Below are 20468 nucleotides of genomic sequence, written 5' to 3' on the forward strand. Positions count from 1 at the left end.
AAGGTTAATATCAATTTTCAGACTCAATTAAGGTTTAAAATCAATAATTTTTATTTTATAATTAAAATGCTTTTAGTTTAGATCAAAACATCTTTTTTTATGTATTTAAGGAAAAATATAAGTATTAATTTTGCAATATATAGGTAATAGTCGGTGATAAAATGAATCGTGATAATTTAATTATTGCTGGAATAATCATTGCAGTTGTAGTGATTATTGCTATTGTACTGGCTGTATCCGTTGGAAATAGCACATTCACGAGCGGTAATATATCTTTCCAGTACCCTAAGTCATGGAGCCAAAACCATGTGGTGGGAGATTTTACCAATAATTCACTGTATTCTGAGATTACTTTAACTGCAAATATTCCTGATAGACAAAGCCCCATATCATATATTGTTATTCAAATGCAAAAGAAATCACAGGGGACTTTACAGCTTCCCGGAACAAATACGATAGTGATGAATACCACAAATTCAACAGTTGGAAGTGCTAACATTGGAAACTTTAAAGCAACTCAGCTGGGATCCTATGGGTCAGATGTAGCTCAAAAAGTAACAATTGTAGATACTGGTAGCAATTATCTTGTACTGGAGTATATTTGCCCACCAAGTGCGTTGAATCAGACTGAACAAGCTTATAACCTTATTCTACAGACACTAAAGATTTCATAAATATTTAAATTTTTTATTTTTAGTAAAAATGCCCAATTGCTACCTCAAAAATAAATTTAATTGTTATAGCTTTAAATTAGAAGAATAAAAATAATTTTTGCTTAAAAAAATAAAAATTATAATTTGCATGAATTAATAAAGCCTGCTCGTATCAAATGGTCTGCAAGTACAACTGCAATAGAAGATTCAGCAACTGATGTTACCCTCGGGCAAATACAGGGGTCATGTCTCCCCTTAATTTCAATTTCTGTATCGTCCATTTTTTCAAGATCAACAGTTTCCTGAACTTTAGATATTGATGGTGTTGGCTTTACAGCCATTCTAGTTACAATTGGCATTCCATCTGAAATTCCACCTAATATTCCGCCAGATTTGTTTGTTTTAGTTTTTATCTTATTGTTATCCACATAAAATTCATCATTCATTTGGGAACCTTTTAAACCAGCAGCTTCAAATCCTGCTCCAATTTCAACACCTTTAACGGATCCTATTCCCATTAAAACCTTTGCAATATCTGCATCTAACTTGTCAAATACAGGCTCTCCAAGACCTGCAGGCACATTTAAAACTATTGTTTCAACTATCCCTCCTACAGAATCTCCTTTTTGTTTTAAATCAAGAATTAATTCTTCCATTTTTGCCGCAGCTTCTAAATCTGCACACCTTACAGAATTATTTTTAATGTTTTTTTCTATTTCAGTTAATTCGACCTTTTGAGCTTCAATACTACCTACTTTTGTTACATGGGCGATGATTTTAATATTTAGCTTTTCAAGGAGTTTTTTTGCAACTGCACCGCCTATTACATGCCCTATGGTAGTTCTTCCGCTTGCTCTGCCTCCTCCTCTGTAATCATAGTGTCCATATTTACTTATCCATCCATAATCTGCATGCCCTGGTCTTGGTTTATTTCTAAGTGCTTTGTAAGCTGATGAATCCATGTCCCTGTTATAGACTGCTGCTGTGATAGGTGTACCATCTGTTTTTCCTTCAAATATACCTGATAAAATCTGGACTTCATCTGTTTCGCCCCTGGAAGTTGTAATTTTACTTGTTCCGGGCCTGCGCTTATCAAGCTCCACTTGTATGTCTTCTTTTGATAATTTCAGCCCTGCAGGGCAGCCGTCTACAACAGCTCCAAGTGCAGTACCGTGGCTTGAGCCGAAGGTTGTTATTTTAAACATTTTGCCTGTTGTATTTCCTGACATGGATCCACGTCCTTATAAAATATTTGAGATTGAATTAATAGTAATTTAAAATATTTTAATGATTATTAAATATTATCTGGATTTACATTTATTAAATGTTAATAGTAGTATTTTTGAAAAATGGTTGTTTTAATTATGTTCAATAGTTTACTTTATTTTAGCTAATAAAAATTAAAACAGTTTAATCATAGTTATAATTTAGATAATCCATCTGTTTTTGAATTTTTTCTCTAATTTCTTTACCTGCAATTTTTTCACATAAAAACAGGCCTAAATCTATTGACGAGGTCACGCCCCTTGCAGTTATAATATTTCCATCCTCAATAATCCGCTTATCTGTTGCATTAGATGTGAATTTTTTAAGATTTTCAATCAGCATGGGATGAGTGGTGGCTTTTTTATCTTTAATCAGTCCTGCAACCCCTAAAATTATAGAACCTCCACATACTGATGTTACTGTTGATTTATCCTGTGCTGTTTTTATCCATTCAATAAACTCTTTGTCCTGTGCGATGTATTTTACTCCTTCTCCTCCAGGCACAACGATAAAATCATATTCACCTAAATTATTTAGAATTTTATCTGCAGTGATTTCTAAACCTTCTGCAGCAGTTACTTTGTTTTTGTTGGAGCAAACATCATATTCTAAGTCATTTATAAATCCCATGGTCTTTAATCGTGTTAGAGGGTCATAAGCTCCAATAAAATCTAATGTTGTCATTTTGTCATAAATTATAAAAGCTATTCTCATTTTTTAACCGTTTTAATTTTATATTTATTGTTTACATTTTAAAATTAAATATAATTTTATTGCAGGCTAAATCAACAAAATTATACTTAATGTTTCCAATTACATTATGTTCAATGTTAATATGGGCTCTAAAGTTTTAAATAACACCCTTTTTTAAATCCATTGTTTTATTTCATATTCTTTAAATTTTTATTTAACCTCTTAAAAATCAAATATTTTTCATCATATCTTTTTTTGACCTCAATTGGCGAAATATTTTTTTATTTATATTTAAAATAAGGGTTTAGCTTTAAATTTATTTTTTTGTTCAAATAGGTACGAAATAAATATTTTTTAGCTAATCGAAAGCTTTTTAACACATTTCTGATATAGATCAGATTGTAATACAAAAAATAGTATTTGTATTACATATTATGACATGGAGGTGAAAAAGTGAAGAAACAATTAGGAATTCTTTTACTTGCCCTTGCTGTTGCAATAGGATTTTCAGGGGCAGCAGCTGCACAAAATTATGGTTATGCAGCGCAAACTGCAACAGGTAATCAGTACACTGGTTATGCTAATCAGGGAATGACCTATTCGGGAATGAACCCTTTAACATACATTATAGGATCATACGTGGTGAGACTAGTATATCTGATACACATGGTGCTAATGGGAGGATACATGCCTGGAGGTATGATGGGTAACATGCCTATTCCTGGAACTACAACGGGCACTGGAGGAACCACAACTGGAACTGAGGGAACTACAACCGGTGCTGAAGGAACAGCTACTGGAACTGAGGGAACTGCAACAGGTACAGAATGAAGTATTAACGCTGCTAAATAAAAATACAACTGTGTAACTATTTCTAACGCATTATAAAAAGCAATCAAAATCAGTTAGCATATATTATTCAATTCATTTTTTTTAATTTGGGTTATATTTAATTTAAAACGTTTTGGGCAGTAATTTGTTTATTTTATAAATGGGTAGATATGATTTTGATGATTATATCCGCACAATAAATGCAGTTTTTTCTCCCCTGTCAAACCCTGCATTTTCATAAAAATTTAATATATTTTCATCTTTCCTGCTGGTGGTAAGCACCACTTTGTAGCAGTTATTTTCTTGAGCTATATTAACTGCTTTTTTTAAAACTGCCGTACCATACCCTTTATTTCTGTAATCTGGATGGGTGACTACATTTTCTATTATCCCGTAAGGTCTGGCTGACCTTGTCAAGTTTTTGATAATAGTTAAATTGCACGAGCAAACAAGCATTTCATCTTCTTCAATTACTAAATAAAAATAGTCAGGATCAGATAATATTTCCTTCCAGTGTTCCTTTAAAGCAGTATCTATTTTTAATTTGGGATCATCGGGGATTAAATACTCATAAAGCGATAAAAGGCTTTTTAATTCTTCGTACTTAATTTGACGTACTTTTTTAATCATCACAAACACTACTATCTCGGATTCTTGCATATAAAGCTTGATTATGGAGTTTTCCGGATTTAAAAACACTGTTTCTTAAAATTCCCTCAAGGACAAAATCATTCTTTTCAAGGACTTTTCTTGATGCAGTGTTATGTTCAAGGGGCACTGCAAAAATCCTTTCCAGCTTAAGATTATTAAATGCAAAGTTTACAATGCCTTCTAGGGCAGAAGATGTAATGCCTTTTCCCCAGTGGTCTTCTCCTAACCAGTACCCAACTTCTGAAGATTTTCTCTCTATGTCATTACCTACAATAAGCCCTATGCCGCCAACAGCTTTAGCATCTATGGTTATGGCAAAATTATGGCCCCATTCTTTATTTCCTGCAAATTCTATCCATTCTTTTCCATCTTCAGTAGTATATGGATATGGAAATGCATCCCTCAAAGTAGATGCTACATTGTAGTTATTGGCATTTTTAACTAGATTTTCAAGATCGGAAGCCTTCCATTTCCGTAATGTACATTTATCACATTTAATTATCATTATTAACCCATTCACTTTTTTACTTTTAGTTAAAATCTGAATTTTAATTTATTAATAGTTTAAGTATTTCTATAACCTAATACAATTACTAGTTTGGAAATAACTGATCTATTGGTGACGTATGTCACAAACCATGTGAAAAATTAGATAGTTCATCTAATTGTATAACTGTTCGAATGTTTTTATAATTAATTTAATAGTTTGTTAACTTATTAAAATGTTTGAACATTTCTTAAAATTTAATCTGGGACTATTAATATCTAATTATTTAAATTAGAGGTAATACTTCCGTTTTATTATTTTAGTATCATAAGTTAATATGAAAATAGTGTTTGGAATTAGTATTAAAAAATCAGTAATACCTTAATATTAGCAGTATATGCATATATATGCGTTGTTGCTTTTAGAAACATTTAATAGATGTATATAGAAAAGGGGACGCATTTAACAATATGTTTATATGCTGGAACGTTAAATTAGATCATACGCAGCAATATTGATTGTATTCATCAATGTTTCTAAACGTGAAAAGTGCTGTTACTTGAGTTGAGTAATATTACTTGATATGAAACAATTAATTCAATTGTTGGATATATGAATATAAAATAGTCAATTAATTTGAAGGTGGTATTAATGGGCATGAATAGGGTTACGATTTCGGTACCTGAAGATATTGATTTGATCTTTCGTAGAAATGCAGCAATAAAATTTGCTTTTAGAAGAGGCTGGTATGGGAAAGCTATACTTGAAGCAATACAACTTTGGATTACACACCAAACGAGTAAAAAATCTGATATTTCTGAAGAAGAAAAAAATTATCTGTGGAACATCTTTAAAGATAAAATTGATATTGATTCTGATAATCCGGAAGAAATATTAGATTCAGTTGTTCAGTATTTTGAAACTGATATTAAGTATGCTGAAAAAGTGAATTACAGATTAAATGACCACAAAATTATAGTGGATAAAGAAGATTCATTGGACTCTTATCTTCCTCAGTTAATAGTACAGGAAGATGGTTCTGTATATTTAAGCTGTATTGTAGAAAATGTTGCTTCTGCAGCTATTAAAGATATAACTGGACAGGAATACATAACTTCTAATTCACGCACATTGCTTTGTACCTATGAATCAATTAATTCTGAGGCAGAAACTCAGAAAAGCGAAGTCTTAGAAAATCAGGTAAATCCAATTAGATCTAAATAAAAAAAATAGAAAGGCTCAATAATCAAATTACTTTCATTAACTTAGAATATCATTGATATCTAAGTACAATATCTCTATAAAGAATGAAGTTTGTTGATTATTAGTCTCAATTCTTATTATTCCGCTTAACTGTTCTAATAGTGCATGTGTAAGCTTCAAATCATCTGCATTTTTCACTACAGGAACTTTAGGTCGGGGTCCATTATCTGCAATTTCTATAGTTATTCTACCGTCCTGTGATTTAGATTCAATCATTAAATTAATTTTGGCACTTTTTGTGAATGATTTAAGTCTGTAATTGAGTATATCATTAATAATAAGGCCGCATGGAAGTATAATATCTAGATTCATAGGTGCATGACCTTCAATTTTCAAATCAACGAAACTTTCTGCATTATAAATATGGAGAAGCTTAGAACATATTTTCTGAACGTATTCATTAAAATCTACCTGTTTAACATCATCATAATACAGGAGTTGTTCGTGGATATTTTGAATAAAACTCAACCCTACTACCTTATTTATCTTATTTTCATTTAGATAAAATTTATTATACTGTTCAGGCTGGTCCAGTTCTTCGTTTACACACAGAAGATTGGTCATGGTCTGTAAAATATTTAGAATTCGATCATTAAACTCCTCTGAGATTATATTTTTAGCTTTAATTGTATTTATTAAATCTCTTTCAGTATTTTTCAGCTTAGATACATCTGATATTGCTGTTATGGAGGCTATTATATTCCCTGATTTATCAAAAACAGGTGAAGAGTTAATCATAACAGTTTTATCGGTATATTCATCGTATTTTATAACCTGTTCTAAGTTCTCAATATCTTCCCCACTTATAATTGATTTGATTGAGGGGAATTCTTCACCAGCTATTTTTTCACCATTTGGGCTGTATAAGTTGAGTGCATTGATATTATTTATTTTTATCAAATTTTTTTCTATATTAAACTCATCTAAGTTATCAGTACCAAACATGTGGAGCAATTCTCTGTTTACAAAAAATTCATGTGATTTCCTGCAGTCTAAAATAATGATTCCACAGGGAACTGCATTTAATAAAATTTCAAGCCATTTTAATTCTGATTCAGTGGAATCATACTGGTTAAAAAATTCAGTGTTGGGGTTTAAATCTATAACATCGTCATATTCTTCTAGATAGGAGTAGTCTTCAATGGTAAGGTTAGCTTCTTTTTCAATGTCTTCTTCTACAAGTTGTTCGTAATTTTGAAGCTTCCAATTTAAATCATCGACTTTCTTTTTTTCAATTGCAAGGAGAACTGATTTTTCTAGTAATATTGGAGTTAACTGCTCTACCAGTAAATAATTATCAGTTAATTCTTTAACTTTTTCCTCATTTTTGGCACGGGTTATAATAATCAATGCAGGGTTATTCCACTTTTTTGAGATCCTATCTAGTGTTGCTTTCTCAAAAGTATCATAACATTCCATTTCAAACAAAACAGCATCAAATTCTGAAGCATCAAATTCTAATAAATCAATGAAATCCTCTAAATTAAGCATATCTTTAAGATGAAGATCAGTAAATCCCACAATTGCCTCGAATGGATAATTTATATTATTCTTAATTAAAAGAACACTTGTATTCATTGATGCTCATCTCACTTGTTAAATTTATTATTAACATCTGTATTTGCGTAAATACTGAATTGTTTGATGGATTTAAATTTTCCACTGTTGTACTGATTTTTTACTGATAGTTAATAAAGTATAAACATAGATATCACATCATCACATAAAAAAATTTCTACTTCTTCATAAATATGAATTAAAAATAAAATTAAGATTTAAATTAAGGGGATATATTGTTTAATATGTTTTCACTATTTAATCTATCTTTAAAATGCTCTACTGTTCATTAAATGTATTAATCAATTTATCAGTTTTTATAAACCACTACTTTTGACAATAATCTGTGAAAAAGGTTGCATTTACATGTCTATTTTAAATATTACCATATTTGAAGTCATTATGATAGTTAATATATTTTAAATTAATTTGAAGTTCTAATTAGCCCATTTATGTGGTTTATTTTGTTTTAATTTGTAAAAATATAGAATTTTAACTTTTATAAACTGTACTATTAAAATCTAACTATTTTGCGATTTTGCTATTTGTTATAAGATGCATTGAAATGTTTGGCCAGAACAGTGCGGGAATGTCTATCATGAAAAGCATGGAGACATTTTGATGAGAGTAGTATTAAATGTTTTGATGATATTCATATCACGATTTATAAGAGCGTATAGATATGAATGGAAGGGGATCACTTTGGATTCAAAAAATCTATACAAAAACATGTTATTTGAAGAATTAGACTATTTGAAAGATATAGAACTCTATTCTCAAAGATATAGCAATAAACTAACAGTAAACCGGGTTTTTGACGAGGAATATTATCATTCAATGAGACATGTGACCTTTTTGCTTCCAGCATATAATGAAGAACAGTCTATTGGTGTCCTGGTCAAAAATATCCGCAGATATTCCAAATCCAAAGTCATTGTGGTTGACAACAATTCTAAAGATAAGACGGCCTATGTTGCAAAAAAATCAGGGGCCAATGTACTTAAAGAACGAAAACAGGGAAAAGCACATGCTATAAAAAGAGGTTTTGAGAATGTAAAATCTGATTTTATAGTAATGCTGGATGCAGATAACACATATGATCCAGAAGATGCTCAAAAACTTTTAAAGCCATTGATGGACGGTAAAGCGGATGTAGTTCTAGGATCTCGTCTATTAGGCAAACGTGAAAAAGGCTCTATAAGTCGATTTAACCTGGTGGGTAATCGCCTGTTGAGTTTTTTTGCCAGCATACTGTTTTCTAAAGTTTCAGATGTATGTACTGGTTACTGGGCCTTTCAAAGAAAAGTGATAGACAGTCTTTTGCAGGAAGGTATAGATTCCGATGGTTTTGATTTAGAGGTTGAAATGTTTTCAAAGATTTCTAACAACAATTTCAGAGTATTAGAAATTCCTATTAACTATAAAAATCGATTAGATTCCCCTAAATTAAATGGATTGAATGACGGGATTAAAATATTCAAACGAATGTTAAGTTACTGGATTAAAACAAGAAGAGTGAGAAGATGAAAATTGCAATTATAGGCTGCCGGGGTATTCCTGCCAAATATGGGGGTTTTGAAACTTTTGCTCAGGGATTAACGGAAAATCTGGTAAAAAATGGTTATGATGTCACTGTAAGCTGTGAACACGAACCATTGCAGTCTCGTAAAGATAATTATATGGGAGCCAAACTGGAGTATTTTCCTGTAAAACCGCCTAAAAATTATTTTTTAAGGAAAATTTATGAGAATCTCTCGGATATTTATTTCCTGATTAAATTAAGCAGGAAACATCAGCTCATATACTTTTTGGGTATAGAAGTGGGTATGTTTCTTTTCATCCCTAAGATACTTAATAGAAAGTCTCAAGTTCTTGTTAATATAGACGGGGTCATGTGGCAGAGAAGCAAGTTTAATCTACTGGAAAGATGGCTTTTGAAGATAAATCATGATATGGCAACTGTATTTGCAGATAAAATAATTGTAGATGCTCAGGCAATGAAAAATTATGTGGATAAGAAATATCTGGACAAAACCAGTTACCTTTCCTATGGGATCGATGTCCCTAAGAGAGTTACATGGAATGGTGAATCATTGAAGCTTCTTAAAACTTATACTTCAATTGAGATTAGTCCTGGAGATTATTATCTTGTGGTAGCACGATTAGAGCCAGAAAATAACATCCATATAATAATAGATGCATTTATTCAGGCTGAAATTTCTATTCCATTGGTAATAGTTGGAGATTTCACAAGTGAAGATTATAAAGAAGAGATTGAAGCTATAGCAGAAGAGTGCACTCAACCTGGAGTAATATTTTTAGGATCGATTTATAATCAAAAACTTCTGGATATGCTTCGGCAGAACTGCTGTGCATATATTCATGGTCATTCAGTGGGAGGAACCAATCCTTCTCTTTTAGAGGCTGCAATTTCTAGAAATATAATTATAGCACATGATAACCAGTTTAACCGTGAAGTTTGCGGAACATCGGCAGTTTACTTTAAAAATGAAATAGAACTCTCTAGAAAAATGAAATCAGTTTATAAACATCAGCAGAGTTATCTTAAGCTCAAGGATGACGTTTACTATAGGGTAAAAAATAATTATTTATGGGACAGGATTACAGAGGGCTATCTTTCTCTTTTCCAGATAATCAATGAAGAATTTATCACACACAGGGAGATGGATTATGACCAAAAAGATGAAGCATGATTACTGTGATTTATGTGGTTCCAGGCTTCATAAATTGGTCTTTACTAATCATGATCGCATGTTTCCTGAAATTGAAGGAGAATTTAAGATATATCAATGCCAGAATTGTGGACTTTCATTTTTAAATCAACCCAGTCCTGAAGAGCTTAAAAAACATTATTCTACAGGTTATTCCATTTACTCTGATTTAAATGGTCCATCCCACTCCAGAAAAATTTTCACATTGATTGAAACATTATATCATTATATTCAAAAAAATAATAACCTGGGATTTTTAAGGGTATTCAGATTTTTACTTTCACCGTTTTCATCCTATTTCAGGACTGTAAAAGTTGTTGAAAACGGTAAATATCTGGATATTGGTTGTGGAATTGGCTATTTCCCTTTAGTCATGAAATATCTTGGAATGAAACCTCATGGGGTAGAACCAGTTGATTTCAACCAGGAATTATCCCAAAACTATAGCTTAAATATTTCAAATTGTACGTTAGAAGAAGCGAAATATAATGATGAATATTTTGATTTTATTACCCTCAATCATGTTTTTGAACATGTTCCTAATCCTTCGCAAACTATGAAAGAAATTTATCGAATTTTAAAGCCAGGGGGTCATCTTATAATAGCAGTGCCAGTGAGTGACTCCCTGGCTTCGAAGGTATTTGGAAAATATTGGGCGCAGCTTGATACTCCACGTCATTTGTACCTTTTTTCAACTAGTGTCCTCAAAAAATATGCTAAAAAGTATAATTTTGATATTTTGGAAATAAGATACAATTCTGATCCCAGATATCAGATTATAAGTTCATTTATATATTTTTGGGAAAGTTTCAGGGGTAAAAAATCTAGACGTATTTTAATTCATAATTTATATCTAAATATGCTCCTTATTCCATTAACTACAATTTTAAATTTGTTTAAAATTGGAGATCAGTGTGAAATAATCTTGAAAAAGCAACATAGCTAACAATAAATTGTAGTTTTAAAAATAAAATTTTTTAAGCACTTTATACAGTAAAATCCTGAGAAATTTTATACAGGTAGATTAGATGATTCAACTTAAAAACGGAAAAACAAATAAAAAATCCAAAATTTTGATGGTCATATCTTATCCGGATACTCGCCTGAGAAAGGAAATAGATACACTGCTAAAATGTGGGTATGAAGTTAAAGTTATCATTTGGGAGAGGGGCTGGCCATTCACCTGCGATAAAAAAGTTGATGTAAAAGGTTTGGGACTTAATGCTCCAATAGGCCGTATTAATTCATTATTATACTTCCCAATATGGTTTTTATACCTTGTTTTCTGGCTATTTAAATCGGAATGGGATGTAGTCCATGCTGTAAATTTTGATACATATTTATTTTCATTGATTGCAGCTAAAATTAAAAATAAACCTATAATTTATGATGTATATGATTTTTATGGGGATATGATGCCGTCCATACTTCGAAATATTATTGTAAATGTGGATAAGCGTTTATTGCCATTTTCAGATGTTCTAATTTTGGCCGATGAAGCAAGGGTTGAACAAATAGGTGGAAATATACACAAAAACATTTTTACTATAAATAACAGCCCTGAAGAATATAATTTTGATAAAAATTATCATGATAATAATATAAACACATTTAAAGTCTTTATTGGGGGCAAAATACTAAAAGAAAGATGTTTGGACGTTGTAATTTCTGCTATTGGTAAAATAGAAGGTGCAAAACTAAGTATCAGGGGACACTGTGATGAAACAGATTATAAGCAGCAAATAATACAGCTCAGCCAAAAATTCGACAATATAGACATGTATTTAGATGGAGTTCCCTATGAAGAAATAGTTAAAGGGACACTGGGCGCTGACCTTACCATTGCACTTTATGATCCAGATATTCCTAATAATAGATACGCCAGCCCAAATAAGCTTTTTGAAGCCATGGCGTCTAAAATTCCAATTATTGTGAATGAAAATACGTCAATGGCAGATATTGTACTGAAAGAGAAATGTGGAATAGTAATACCCTATGGAAATGAAGAAGCTTTAATTTGGGCAGTATCTCGTTTAAAAAATGATCTTAGCTTGCAGAAAAGGTTGGGTGATAACGGCAGAAAAGCCTATGAGAACAAGTATAACTGGACAATTATGGAAAATCGGTTGAACAGTATTTACCGCCAGGTTCTTGAGGGGGGATTTTAGAATGTATTTAAAAAATCCTTTTCGTATGAAAGATTGGAGGATTAGAGAATTTCTTTCACTGATTATTGCGGTCCAAGTTGTATTCTCCGTATTCCTTCTTTTGGATTTCGCTGGTTTAAATGTTCCTATTGTTAAAAATATAGTTGGATTTATATTTATTTTGTTTGTTCCAGGCATGCTTTTACTTCGCTTGCTGGATTTAGACGGAATAAAACATAATGGGCCTGTCCTTTTGTATACGGTTGGATTAAGTCTAGCTAGCCTCATGTTAGTGGGATTTTTGATGAATACAATTTACCCCCTTTTTGGAATTAGTAAACCACTATCCTTTGTATCAATTTTCGCCACTATTAATGTTTTAATTGTTATTCTGTGCTTTATTTGTTATAAAATAGATAAAGGCAGGAGGTACAAATTAATTTTACGAAATTTAAAGGATATGGTGATTAAAAAATCACCGCCAAATCATGTAAATGTTAAAAATTTGATGACATCAAAGGTCCTATTTCCCCTTTTAATACCATTTTTAAGTGTTTTAGGAGCTTACATGATGAATGTATATCAGTTTAATATTTTAACAATGCTGATGATTTTTTTAATAGGTTTAATGGCATTGCTTGTTGGTATAGGGAAGATTAATTCTAAATATTATTCATTATGGGTATTTGTAATTTCATTTTCCCTTTTACTGCACAAATCTCTGATTACCAATTATATTTGGGGATGGGATGTAAACATTGAGTACTTTTTAGCAAATCAGGTTGTTGCAAATTCTTTCTGGGATCAGAATCTCCCTATGAACTATAATTCCATGTTAAGTGTAATGATGATGGTGCCTATTTTTTCCACATTCATTAACACGGGATTAATCTGGATAATGAAAATTGTTTATCCGTTTATTTTCTCATTAACACCTTTAGGCTTATATTACGTGTTTCATAAACAGACCAGCCATCGTATAGCATTTTTTGCAGCATTTTTCTTTATGATACAGTTTACTTTTTACACAGAAATGGTATCATTAATCAGGCAGCAAGTAGCTGAACTTATGTTAGTTCTGGTATTGATGATAATGGTCAATGAACAGATGGATGTAATAAAAAGGTCAGTTCTGGCCATAATTTTCGGGATGTCTATTGTTGTAGCGCATTATGGGTTAGCGTACATTATGATGTTTATTTTATCAGTAAGTATGATTTTCCTGTATCTTATTGATAAGAACCCAGTTAATATATTTAAAAAATATTTGGCCAGGGGTAAATTAGTTGACCATGAAAAGGGTGAAATCAACACAAAAATAAAAAGGTACAGATCTATTATTGGAAGCAGCAGGATAATCATCACTCCTCCATTTGTGGCCCTATTTATATTATTTATTTTGATATGGGATATCTACACTTCTAACTCCACAATTTTCCAGAGTTTCGTTAACATAGGCTGTAGCATAATAGGTAATCTATACAGTTTTATGGATCCGAATGCCACCCAGGGTTTAAGTTTGGTGATGCAGCAGCAGGTTACTCCTCTGCGTAATCTGCAGAAGAATTTCTATCTGATCAGCCAGTTATTTATAGCTGTAGGTATTCTTGCATTGTTATTTGGAAAAGACGGGATGAAGTTTAAAAAAGAATTTAAAGCTCTCAGTTTAGCTGCATTTATAGTACTAATGGCAGGAGTCTTTTTACCTTTCTTTTCAAGCCAGATGAATACTTCCAGGCTTTATCACATGTCATTAATTATTTTAGCGCCATTTTGTGTAATTGGAATAATAAAGGTATTCCATTTGTTTAAACCAGTTTTAAGGCTTAAACTATTTTCAAAAATCAACCGTAATAATCTGTTTACGGTGATCTCTATTTTTCTGGTGGTTTTCCTGTTTTTTGACACTGGTTTTACATATCAAATTTTAGATAGGGCTGATGTTACTTCTATTGCTCTTAGTTCCACCTGTGATTTCCCTAAATTCGATCAAAGGGAGGTAACAAGTGGCGAATGGTTACAAAAATATTCTTATAATGGTACTGATATTTACGCTGATAAAAATAGGGCCAGTGTTTTAAACAGTATGGTTTCCTGTATGGAGATCCCTGTATATTTTGATCTGGTCAACAGTACGTCCTACATATTTTTGGGGACCGTGAATATAGCCAGAAATAAGGTCTTGATATCTCAAATGGCAGGGGCCAACATAGTGATCAATGAAGGCTATCGGCCGCCTGATGAAATACTCAGTGAACGGTTCAGGATATACGATGATGGAGGTTCATATATCTACGGATCAGCGGTTCGTGGATAAATCAAATTTAAATGGAGGTTAATTATGGATATAGGTATTGTTAGTAATTTTATAGATGAATATAATGGGGGAATTGGGGTTTACACCCATCAAATTGTGAAAAATCTGGGTAAAATGGACAATGAGAATAATTACCATCTTATACATTACTTGAAGAATAATTTAGATATTTACAGTCAAAATAGTGACATTATTATCCCTAAAAACCAATTTGTAAGGGGATGGGGAAGTTATATGTTTTGGAGACACTTTACATTACCTCGAGAGTTGAAAAAGTATAATTTGGATGTTGTTCATGACCCCTATGAGCTGGGGCCATTTACTTTTAACCAGCCGTTTCGAAAGGTAATCACTGTGCATGATTTGACACCGCTGCTCTTTCCAAATCTTTTTAAGAGGGGAGATGTAATGCTGCACCGTTTGCTCCTTAAAAAAACCATTAGTAAAGCTGATAAAATAATTACCGTATCTTATAATTCCCAAAGAGATATCATGGAATACCTCAATGTTCCAGAAGAGGATATAGAAGTAATATATAATGGAAAGGACGAAAATTTCAGGCCATTAAACTCCAGACAGGTAGCTGAAGTTAGAGAAAAATACAGGCTGCCCCCTAGATTTATTTTATCTGTAGGAGGTCTGCACCCAATAAAAAATATTCCGCGCCTGCTTGAAGCATATTGCCTGGCACGAAAAGACGGTTTAGACCATAAACTGGTGATGGTTGGAGGTGCTGTAGACAGGGCTGGAGAGATATTCCAGATTATAACTACTTTGGGTCTTGAAGATCATGTGATTTTCACGGGAGTAGTTCCTGATGATGATCTAGTAGGTCTTTACAATGCCGCAGATCTTTTTTTATATCCCTGTTTATATGCTGGCTTTGGTCTGCCTCCTCTGGAAGCTATGGCCTGTGGTACTCCTGTTATAACTTCCTGCAGCAGTTCTCTACCTGAAATAGTCGGAGATGCTGCAAAACTTATCAACCCTTACGACCCTGAAAAACTTGCATCTGCCATTAATATGGTACTATCTGATGATAGGGCAATGAAAATGCTTATTAAAAAAGGTTTAAAACGGGCTGAAAGATTTAATTGGAAAAAAACAGCTTGGAAGACTTTAAAAGTTTATAATGAGGTTTATAATTACTAGTAAATTAGGTATAGTTTATTATATGGGCTCTAAAATTTTATTTAAGAGTATATAATGATTAAAACGTTTAAAAATTGCATTTAAAATTATTAAAGAATAAAAACAAAGTAGGTGGTTTAATGTTTAAAGAACCGAGAATATCAGAATGTAGAATAATATACCTCCCTAAAATTGAAGATAACAGGGGTAATCTGACATTTATTGAACAGACTGAGCATGTGCCCTTTGAAATTAAAAGGGTTTATTATCTTTATGACGTTCCAGGGGGAGAAAGTAGAGGGGGCCACGCACATAAGGGATTAGAGCAGTTTATTATTGCAGCAAATGGTAGTTTTGATGTTATACTGGATGATGGCCAGAATAAAGAACGTTTCCATTTGAATAGATCTTATTATGGTCTTTACATACCTAAGATGGTATGGCGTGAGCTGGATAATTTTTCTTCAGGATCTGTATGCTTAGTTTTAGCCTCTGAATCATTTAATGAGGATGATTATATTAGAAGTTACTCCAATTTTAAAGAAGCTGCACTGGAGGATTTAGAAGCCAAATAAATAAAAAGCGGCTAATTAAAATAAATCTTTTCCAGCTACTCTAAACTTATAGTCTGCTAATGGTGGTCAAATGATTGAAATTAAAAGATACGAAGCAAAAGAAAAAGAACTCTGGGATAATTTCGTGAAAGGTTCTAAAAATGGGGTATTCTTTTTTTTGCGAGATTATATGGAATACCATTCTGATAGATTTGAAGATCATTCTTTAATTTTCCTAAAGAATGATAAACCTGTAGCTTTATTGCCTGCAAATCGTAGTGGTGATACACTGTTCAGCCATGCAGGACTGACCTTTGGAGGCATTATAACCAATCGAAAGATGAAAACTTCTTTAATGCTGCAGATATTTGATTCATTAAAAGAATATTTAAAAGAAGAGGGATTTAAAAAACTCTTTTATAAAGCAATACCTCATATTTACCACTCATACCCTTCTGAAGAGGATTTGTATGCTCTTTTTATTAACAATGCTACTTTAGTAAAGAGGGAAGTATCATCCACTATTGAAATGGGCCATAAGATCTCCTATAGCAGGAATATAAGGCGGAATATTAAGAAAGTTCAGGACAATAGATTAAATGTAAAGCGAAGCTATGATTTTAGTACTTTTATGCTTTTAAAAGAGGAACAGTTGTTTAAAAAATATGGATTAATGCCTACACATACTGCCCTTGAAATGGAATATCTGGCAGGTAGGTTTCCAGATAATATAAAACTCTTTGCAGCTGAGCAGAATGGGACTATGATTGGTGGAGTGGTAATATATGAAAATAAAAATGTAATCCATGCGCAGTACCAGGAAGCTAATGAACTGGGAATGGATTTACATGTCCCCAGTTTACTTTTTGATAAGATTATTAATCAGTATTCAGAAAAAAAGTACTTTGATTTTGGTATATCTACAGAAAATAACGGTTTTTATTTAAACGAAGGCTTAATTGATTTTAAAGAAAGATTTGGAGCGAGATCTACGGTATATGATTCGTATGAGTTGAATTTATAATTTAAAATAGATTTTGCCAGGTGAGTATATTACTTAAACTTTAAATAAAGGAAATTTTAATTCTTAAACGATTAAATAGCCTGAATTTTGGGATTTTAATTGCGTTATAACTTAATGTACATAAATAGTAATTTAGAGGTTTAATGGTGATTAAATGGTTGAAATAAAGAGATATAAACCTGAAAAAAAAGAACTCTGGGATAATTTTGTGAAGGGTTCTAAAAATGGTGTGTTCTTTTTTTTGAGGGACTACATGGAATACCATTCTGATAGATTTGAAGACCATTCTTTAATTTTCTTTAAAGACGGGGAACTTGTTGCTTTATTGCCTGCAAATCGTAGTGGTGATACACTGTTCAGCCATGCAGGACTGACCTTTGGAGGCATTATAACCGATCAAAAAATGGACGTTAATTTAATGCTGCAGATATTTGACTCATTAAAAGAATATTTAAAAGAAAAGGACTTTAAAAAACTTCTTTATAAAGCAATACCTCATATTTACCATTCATATTTATCTGATGAAGATTTGTATGCTCTTTTTATTAACAATGCTACTTTAGTAAAGAGGGAAGTTTCATCAACCATCAAAATGGATGTTAAAATACCATTTAGTAAAAATATGAAGCGAAATAGGAAAAAAGCTGAAAATAAGGATCTAAGCTTAAAAAGAAGTTATGATTTTGATACTTTTATGGATCTGAAAGAAGAGCAATTGCTGAAGAAGTACGGTAAAAATCCTACCCATACTGCAGAAGAAATGGAATATCTTGCAGGTAGGTTTCCAGATAATATAAAACTCTTTGCAGTTGAGCATAACTGTGAAATTGTGGATGGACTGTTGATTTATGAGAGTGAAAATGTTGTCCATGCACAGTACCAGGGAGCTACTGAGAGGGGAATGCAGCTATATGCATCTAGTTTCATCTATGATAAGATAATCAACCAGTACTGCCAAAAAAAATATTTTGATTTTGGTATATCCACAGAAAATAATGGCCATTATTTAAATCGTGGTTTAATTGATTTTAAAGAGAGATTTGGAGCAAGATCTGTTGTTTATGACTCTTATGAATTGAAATTGATCTTGATGAGCTTTTTGATGTTTATTATGGTTAGAATAGATCTTTTCACTGATTTAATAGACGTGGGGTTGTAATTATGGTTTTGTTTGCTGATTTAAAAAAAGAATATCTTTCTATAAGTGAAGAATTGAATTTTAATATTTTGAGAGTTCTTAACTCTGGGTTTTATGTGCTGGGGGAAGAGGTAAAAAAATTTGAAGAAGATTTTTCTAAATATATGGGCACTAATTATGCTGTAGGTGTGAATTCTGGTTCTGATGCTCTTTTCCTTGCCCTTAAATCCATTGGAATAGGTAAAGGTGATGAAGTGATTACAGTTTCACATACCTTCATTTCAACAGTTGACGCTATAATTAGAAATGGTGCTAAACCTGTTTTTGTTGATATAAGTCCAGATACGTACTGTATAGATGTATCAAAAATAGAAGAAAAGATAACGGAGAAAACTAAAGCCATTCTTCCAGTACATTTATACGGACATCCTGTAGATATGGATCCTATCTGCAAACTAAAGGAAGATTACGGTCTTTATGTAATAGAAGATGCATGTCAGGCACATGGTGCAGAATATAATGGGAAAAAAGCAGGCAGTATAGGTGATATGGGATGTTTTAGTTTTTATCCTACCAAAAACTTAGGTGCATATGGGGATGGTGGTGCAGTAGTCACTGATAACGAAGAACTTAAAGAGAAAATGGTTCAAATGAGAAATTACGGCCAATCAGAAAAGTATCACCATGATTTTGTTGGGATTAACAGCAGGTTAGATGAATTACAGGCTGTTATTCTCCAAACTAAGTTAAAACACCTGGACGGATGGATCGAAAGCAGGCGGAAGAATGCTGAGATATACACGGAACTTCTGCAGGATTCTGACATTATAACACCTGTTGAAAAGCGATTTGCAAAACACGTTTACCATCTTTATGTAATTAGAAGTAAAAAAAGGGATCATTTAAAAAAGAAACTTCTTAAAAGCAATATACATACTCAAATACATTATCCAGTACCTGTTCATAAACAGAAGGCTTATTCAAATTGGAATGGTTTAAATTTAGAGATTACGGATCAGGTATGCAGTGAAATATTATCACTACCTTTGCACCCCTGGATGGACTGTGAAGAAATTTTAAAAGTTGCAAATTGTTTAAATAGGGGGTAACAGAAATTGCCAGTTGTCAGCGTAATAATGCCTTCTTATAATCATGAGAAATTCATACATGAAGCAATTGAAAGCGTTTTGGGGCAAACTTTCAGGGACTTGGAACTAATTATTATAGATGATAGATCTAAGGATAATTCTCAGCAAATTATTGATGAATTAGCCCAAAAAGATAATAGAATTAAGAAAATATTCCATAGGGAAAATTTTGGCATTGCAAAAACCATAAATGAAGGTATAAAAAACTCAACAGGAAAATATATTGCATTAATAGCTTCAGATGATATGTGGGTATCTGAAAAATTGGAAAAGCAGCTGAAAATCCTTGAAGCAGATGAAAATTTAGTAGTATGGTGCAACTCCGCAATAATTGACTCCAATTCAAACCTTACTGGCGAGATAACCAGTGAAAAATATAAAAACGCCACTCCTCATGGATATGTATTTGAAGAGATTGTTAACTCATGGATTTCTGGTTCTGGTATTATAATGAAAAGAGAAAATATCCAGGATATGAGATACAGTGAAAATTTGAAGTACCTGAATGACACCCAATTTTACGCAGATTTAGCCTATAAATATCAATTTTATTATATGGAAGAGACACTTTCAAAATACCGTTTACATGGAGACAATGCTTCATTTGGAGAAATAACTGATATAAAAGGATGGTATCAGGACTCTTTAGTGCTGTGTGTCTACATCTTTCAAGAATATGGCAGCAGATTATCTTATAAAGCCCTGAAAAATATTTTTTACAAAACATGCATAGTCCCATTTATGATAGGCACTCAAAATGATCCTTTAAACAAGTTTAACTTTATTTATCCAGTAATTATACCATTAACATTCATATCATTTACTGTTAAGAATATTTCAAAAAGAATAACAGGTAGAATTACAAAATAACCTGAT

At 32.1% G+C, this 20468-nt stretch carries 19 protein-coding genes; 14 read left to right on the plus strand and 5 right to left on the minus strand.

Going from position 1 to position 20468, the window contains the following annotated elements; all coding sequences use genetic code 11:
- The first annotated feature begins 161 nt into the window (after positions 1–161).
- Complete coding sequence (locus ASJ80_RS02145; RefSeq protein WP_069584548.1) at positions 162–674, plus strand: hypothetical protein; 513 nt, start codon at positions 162–164, stop codon at positions 672–674.
- Positions 675–790: 116 nt separating this feature from the next.
- Here the strand turns inward: ASJ80_RS02145 and aroC are convergent, their stop codons facing one another.
- A complete protein-coding gene (gene aroC / locus ASJ80_RS02150) occupies positions 791–1882 on the minus strand; it encodes a chorismate synthase (RefSeq protein ID WP_069584549.1) in 1092 nt (363 codons plus the stop codon).
- A gap of 181 nt (positions 1883–2063) precedes the next feature.
- A complete protein-coding gene (locus tag ASJ80_RS02155; protein ID WP_069584550.1) occupies positions 2064–2633 on the minus strand; it encodes a DJ-1/PfpI family protein in 570 nt (189 codons plus the stop codon).
- Between the two features lie 432 nt (positions 2634–3065).
- Here ASJ80_RS02155 and ASJ80_RS02160 point away from each other — a divergent pair, with 432 nt between their 5' ends.
- The gene (locus ASJ80_RS02160; protein ID WP_069584551.1) at positions 3066–3443 is read left to right on the plus strand and encodes a hypothetical protein; all 378 of its coding nucleotides are present in this window, start codon (positions 3066–3068) and stop codon (positions 3441–3443) included.
- Between the two features lie 183 nt (positions 3444–3626).
- Here the strand turns inward: ASJ80_RS02160 and ASJ80_RS02165 are convergent, their stop codons facing one another.
- The gene (locus ASJ80_RS02165; RefSeq protein WP_069584552.1) at positions 3627–4073 is read right to left on the minus strand and encodes a GNAT family N-acetyltransferase; all 447 of its coding nucleotides are present in this window, start codon (positions 4071–4073) and stop codon (positions 3627–3629) included.
- Positions 4066–4599, minus strand: coding sequence for a GNAT family N-acetyltransferase (locus tag ASJ80_RS02170; RefSeq protein ID WP_069584553.1), 534 nt, complete (start codon positions 4597–4599; stop codon positions 4066–4068). The genes ASJ80_RS02165 and ASJ80_RS02170 overlap by 8 nt, the downstream gene beginning before the upstream one ends.
- A gap of 633 nt (positions 4600–5232) precedes the next feature.
- Between ASJ80_RS02170 and ASJ80_RS02175 the strand changes: the two genes are divergently transcribed.
- Positions 5233–5805: a hypothetical protein gene (locus tag ASJ80_RS02175; RefSeq protein WP_069584554.1), complete on the plus strand. Its 573-nt coding sequence runs from the start codon at positions 5233–5235 to the stop codon at positions 5803–5805.
- A gap of 36 nt (positions 5806–5841) precedes the next feature.
- Here ASJ80_RS02175 and ASJ80_RS02180 read toward each other — a convergent pair whose 3' ends face one another.
- Positions 5842–7422 (minus strand): histidine kinase dimerization/phosphoacceptor domain -containing protein, encoded by a 1581-nt coding sequence (locus tag ASJ80_RS02180; RefSeq protein WP_069584555.1) that lies wholly within the window; start codon positions 7420–7422, stop codon positions 5842–5844.
- A 600-nt stretch (positions 7423–8022) separates the two neighbouring features.
- Between ASJ80_RS02180 and ASJ80_RS02185 the strand changes: the two genes are divergently transcribed.
- From ASJ80_RS02185 to ASJ80_RS02235, 11 genes are all read left to right on the plus strand, one after another.
- The gene (locus ASJ80_RS02185; RefSeq protein WP_245837428.1) at positions 8023–8928 is read left to right on the plus strand and encodes a glycosyltransferase family 2 protein; all 906 of its coding nucleotides are present in this window, start codon (positions 8023–8025) and stop codon (positions 8926–8928) included.
- Positions 8925–10115 carry a DUF1972 domain-containing protein gene (locus tag ASJ80_RS02190; protein ID WP_069584556.1) on the plus strand — a complete coding sequence of 397 codons (1191 nt, stop codon included), beginning with the start codon at positions 8925–8927 and terminating at the stop codon, positions 10113–10115. The genes ASJ80_RS02185 and ASJ80_RS02190 overlap by 4 nt, the downstream gene beginning before the upstream one ends.
- Entirely contained in the window at positions 10093–11079 is a 987-nt protein-coding gene (locus ASJ80_RS02195) for a class I SAM-dependent methyltransferase (RefSeq protein ID WP_048080656.1), read from the plus strand. The genes ASJ80_RS02190 and ASJ80_RS02195 overlap by 23 nt, the downstream gene beginning before the upstream one ends.
- A gap of 82 nt (positions 11080–11161) precedes the next feature.
- Positions 11162–12301 (plus strand): glycosyltransferase family 4 protein, encoded by a 1140-nt coding sequence (locus ASJ80_RS02200; protein WP_048080655.1) that lies wholly within the window; start codon positions 11162–11164, stop codon positions 12299–12301.
- A 25-nt stretch (positions 12302–12326) separates the two neighbouring features.
- Positions 12327–14597 (plus strand): DUF2206 domain-containing protein, encoded by a 2271-nt coding sequence (locus ASJ80_RS02205; RefSeq protein ID WP_176720290.1) that lies wholly within the window; start codon positions 12327–12329, stop codon positions 14595–14597.
- A 24-nt stretch (positions 14598–14621) separates the two neighbouring features.
- Positions 14622–15749 carry a glycosyltransferase family 4 protein gene (locus ASJ80_RS02210; protein ID WP_069584558.1) on the plus strand — a complete coding sequence of 376 codons (1128 nt, stop codon included), beginning with the start codon at positions 14622–14624 and terminating at the stop codon, positions 15747–15749.
- Positions 15750–15868: 119 nt separating this feature from the next.
- Complete coding sequence (locus ASJ80_RS02215; RefSeq protein WP_048080652.1) at positions 15869–16303, plus strand: sugar 3,4-ketoisomerase; 435 nt, start codon at positions 15869–15871, stop codon at positions 16301–16303.
- Between the two features lie 70 nt (positions 16304–16373).
- Complete coding sequence (locus ASJ80_RS02220; RefSeq protein WP_083241022.1) at positions 16374–17306, plus strand: GNAT family N-acetyltransferase; 933 nt, start codon at positions 16374–16376, stop codon at positions 17304–17306.
- A gap of 154 nt (positions 17307–17460) precedes the next feature.
- Positions 17461–18465 carry a GNAT family N-acetyltransferase gene (locus tag ASJ80_RS02225; RefSeq protein ID WP_069584559.1) on the plus strand — a complete coding sequence of 335 codons (1005 nt, stop codon included), beginning with the start codon at positions 17461–17463 and terminating at the stop codon, positions 18463–18465.
- 2 nt (positions 18466–18467) lie between these two features.
- Positions 18468–19553, plus strand: a complete 1086-nt coding sequence (locus ASJ80_RS02230) for a DegT/DnrJ/EryC1/StrS family aminotransferase (RefSeq protein WP_069584560.1) — start codon at positions 18468–18470, stop codon at positions 19551–19553.
- A gap of 6 nt (positions 19554–19559) precedes the next feature.
- Complete coding sequence (locus ASJ80_RS02235; protein WP_069584561.1) at positions 19560–20462, plus strand: glycosyltransferase family 2 protein; 903 nt, start codon at positions 19560–19562, stop codon at positions 20460–20462.
- Positions 20463–20468: the final 6 nt, after the last annotated feature.

The organism is Methanobacterium bryantii (assembly GCF_002287175.1).
GTDB lineage: Archaea > Methanobacteriota > Methanobacteria > Methanobacteriales > Methanobacteriaceae > Methanobacterium_D > Methanobacterium_D bryantii.

Coding starts and splice junctions, on each gene's coding strand:
- ASJ80_RS02145 (WP_069584548.1), top strand. CDS start 162: ATGAATCGTGATAATTTAATTATTGCTGGAATAATCATTGCAGTTGTA.
- aroC (WP_069584549.1), bottom strand. CDS start 1,882: ATGTCAGGAAATACAACAGGCAAAATGTTTAAAATAACAACCTTCGGC.
- ASJ80_RS02155 (WP_069584550.1), bottom strand. CDS start 2,633: ATGAGAATAGCTTTTATAATTTATGACAAAATGACAACATTAGATTTT.
- ASJ80_RS02165 (WP_069584552.1), bottom strand. CDS start 4,073: ATGATTAAAAAAGTACGTCAAATTAAGTACGAAGAATTAAAAAGCCTT.
- ASJ80_RS02170 (WP_069584553.1), bottom strand. CDS start 4,599: ATGATAATTAAATGTGATAAATGTACATTACGGAAATGGAAGGCTTCC.
- ASJ80_RS02175 (WP_069584554.1), top strand. CDS start 5,233: ATGGGCATGAATAGGGTTACGATTTCGGTACCTGAAGATATTGATTTG.
- ASJ80_RS02180 (WP_069584555.1), bottom strand. CDS start 7,422: ATGAATACAAGTGTTCTTTTAATTAAGAATAATATAAATTATCCATTC.
- ASJ80_RS02185 (WP_245837428.1), top strand. CDS start 8,023: ATGAGAGTAGTATTAAATGTTTTGATGATATTCATATCACGATTTATA.
- ASJ80_RS02190 (WP_069584556.1), top strand. CDS start 8,925: ATGAAAATTGCAATTATAGGCTGCCGGGGTATTCCTGCCAAATATGGG.
- ASJ80_RS02195 (WP_048080656.1), top strand. CDS start 10,093: ATGACCAAAAAGATGAAGCATGATTACTGTGATTTATGTGGTTCCAGG.
- ASJ80_RS02200 (WP_048080655.1), top strand. CDS start 11,162: ATGATTCAACTTAAAAACGGAAAAACAAATAAAAAATCCAAAATTTTG.
- ASJ80_RS02205 (WP_176720290.1), top strand. CDS start 12,327: ATGAAAGATTGGAGGATTAGAGAATTTCTTTCACTGATTATTGCGGTC.
- ASJ80_RS02210 (WP_069584558.1), top strand. CDS start 14,622: ATGGATATAGGTATTGTTAGTAATTTTATAGATGAATATAATGGGGGA.
- ASJ80_RS02215 (WP_048080652.1), top strand. CDS start 15,869: ATGTTTAAAGAACCGAGAATATCAGAATGTAGAATAATATACCTCCCT.
- ASJ80_RS02220 (WP_083241022.1), top strand. CDS start 16,374: ATGATTGAAATTAAAAGATACGAAGCAAAAGAAAAAGAACTCTGGGAT.
- ASJ80_RS02225 (WP_069584559.1), top strand. CDS start 17,461: ATGGTTGAAATAAAGAGATATAAACCTGAAAAAAAAGAACTCTGGGAT.
- ASJ80_RS02230 (WP_069584560.1), top strand. CDS start 18,468: ATGGTTTTGTTTGCTGATTTAAAAAAAGAATATCTTTCTATAAGTGAA.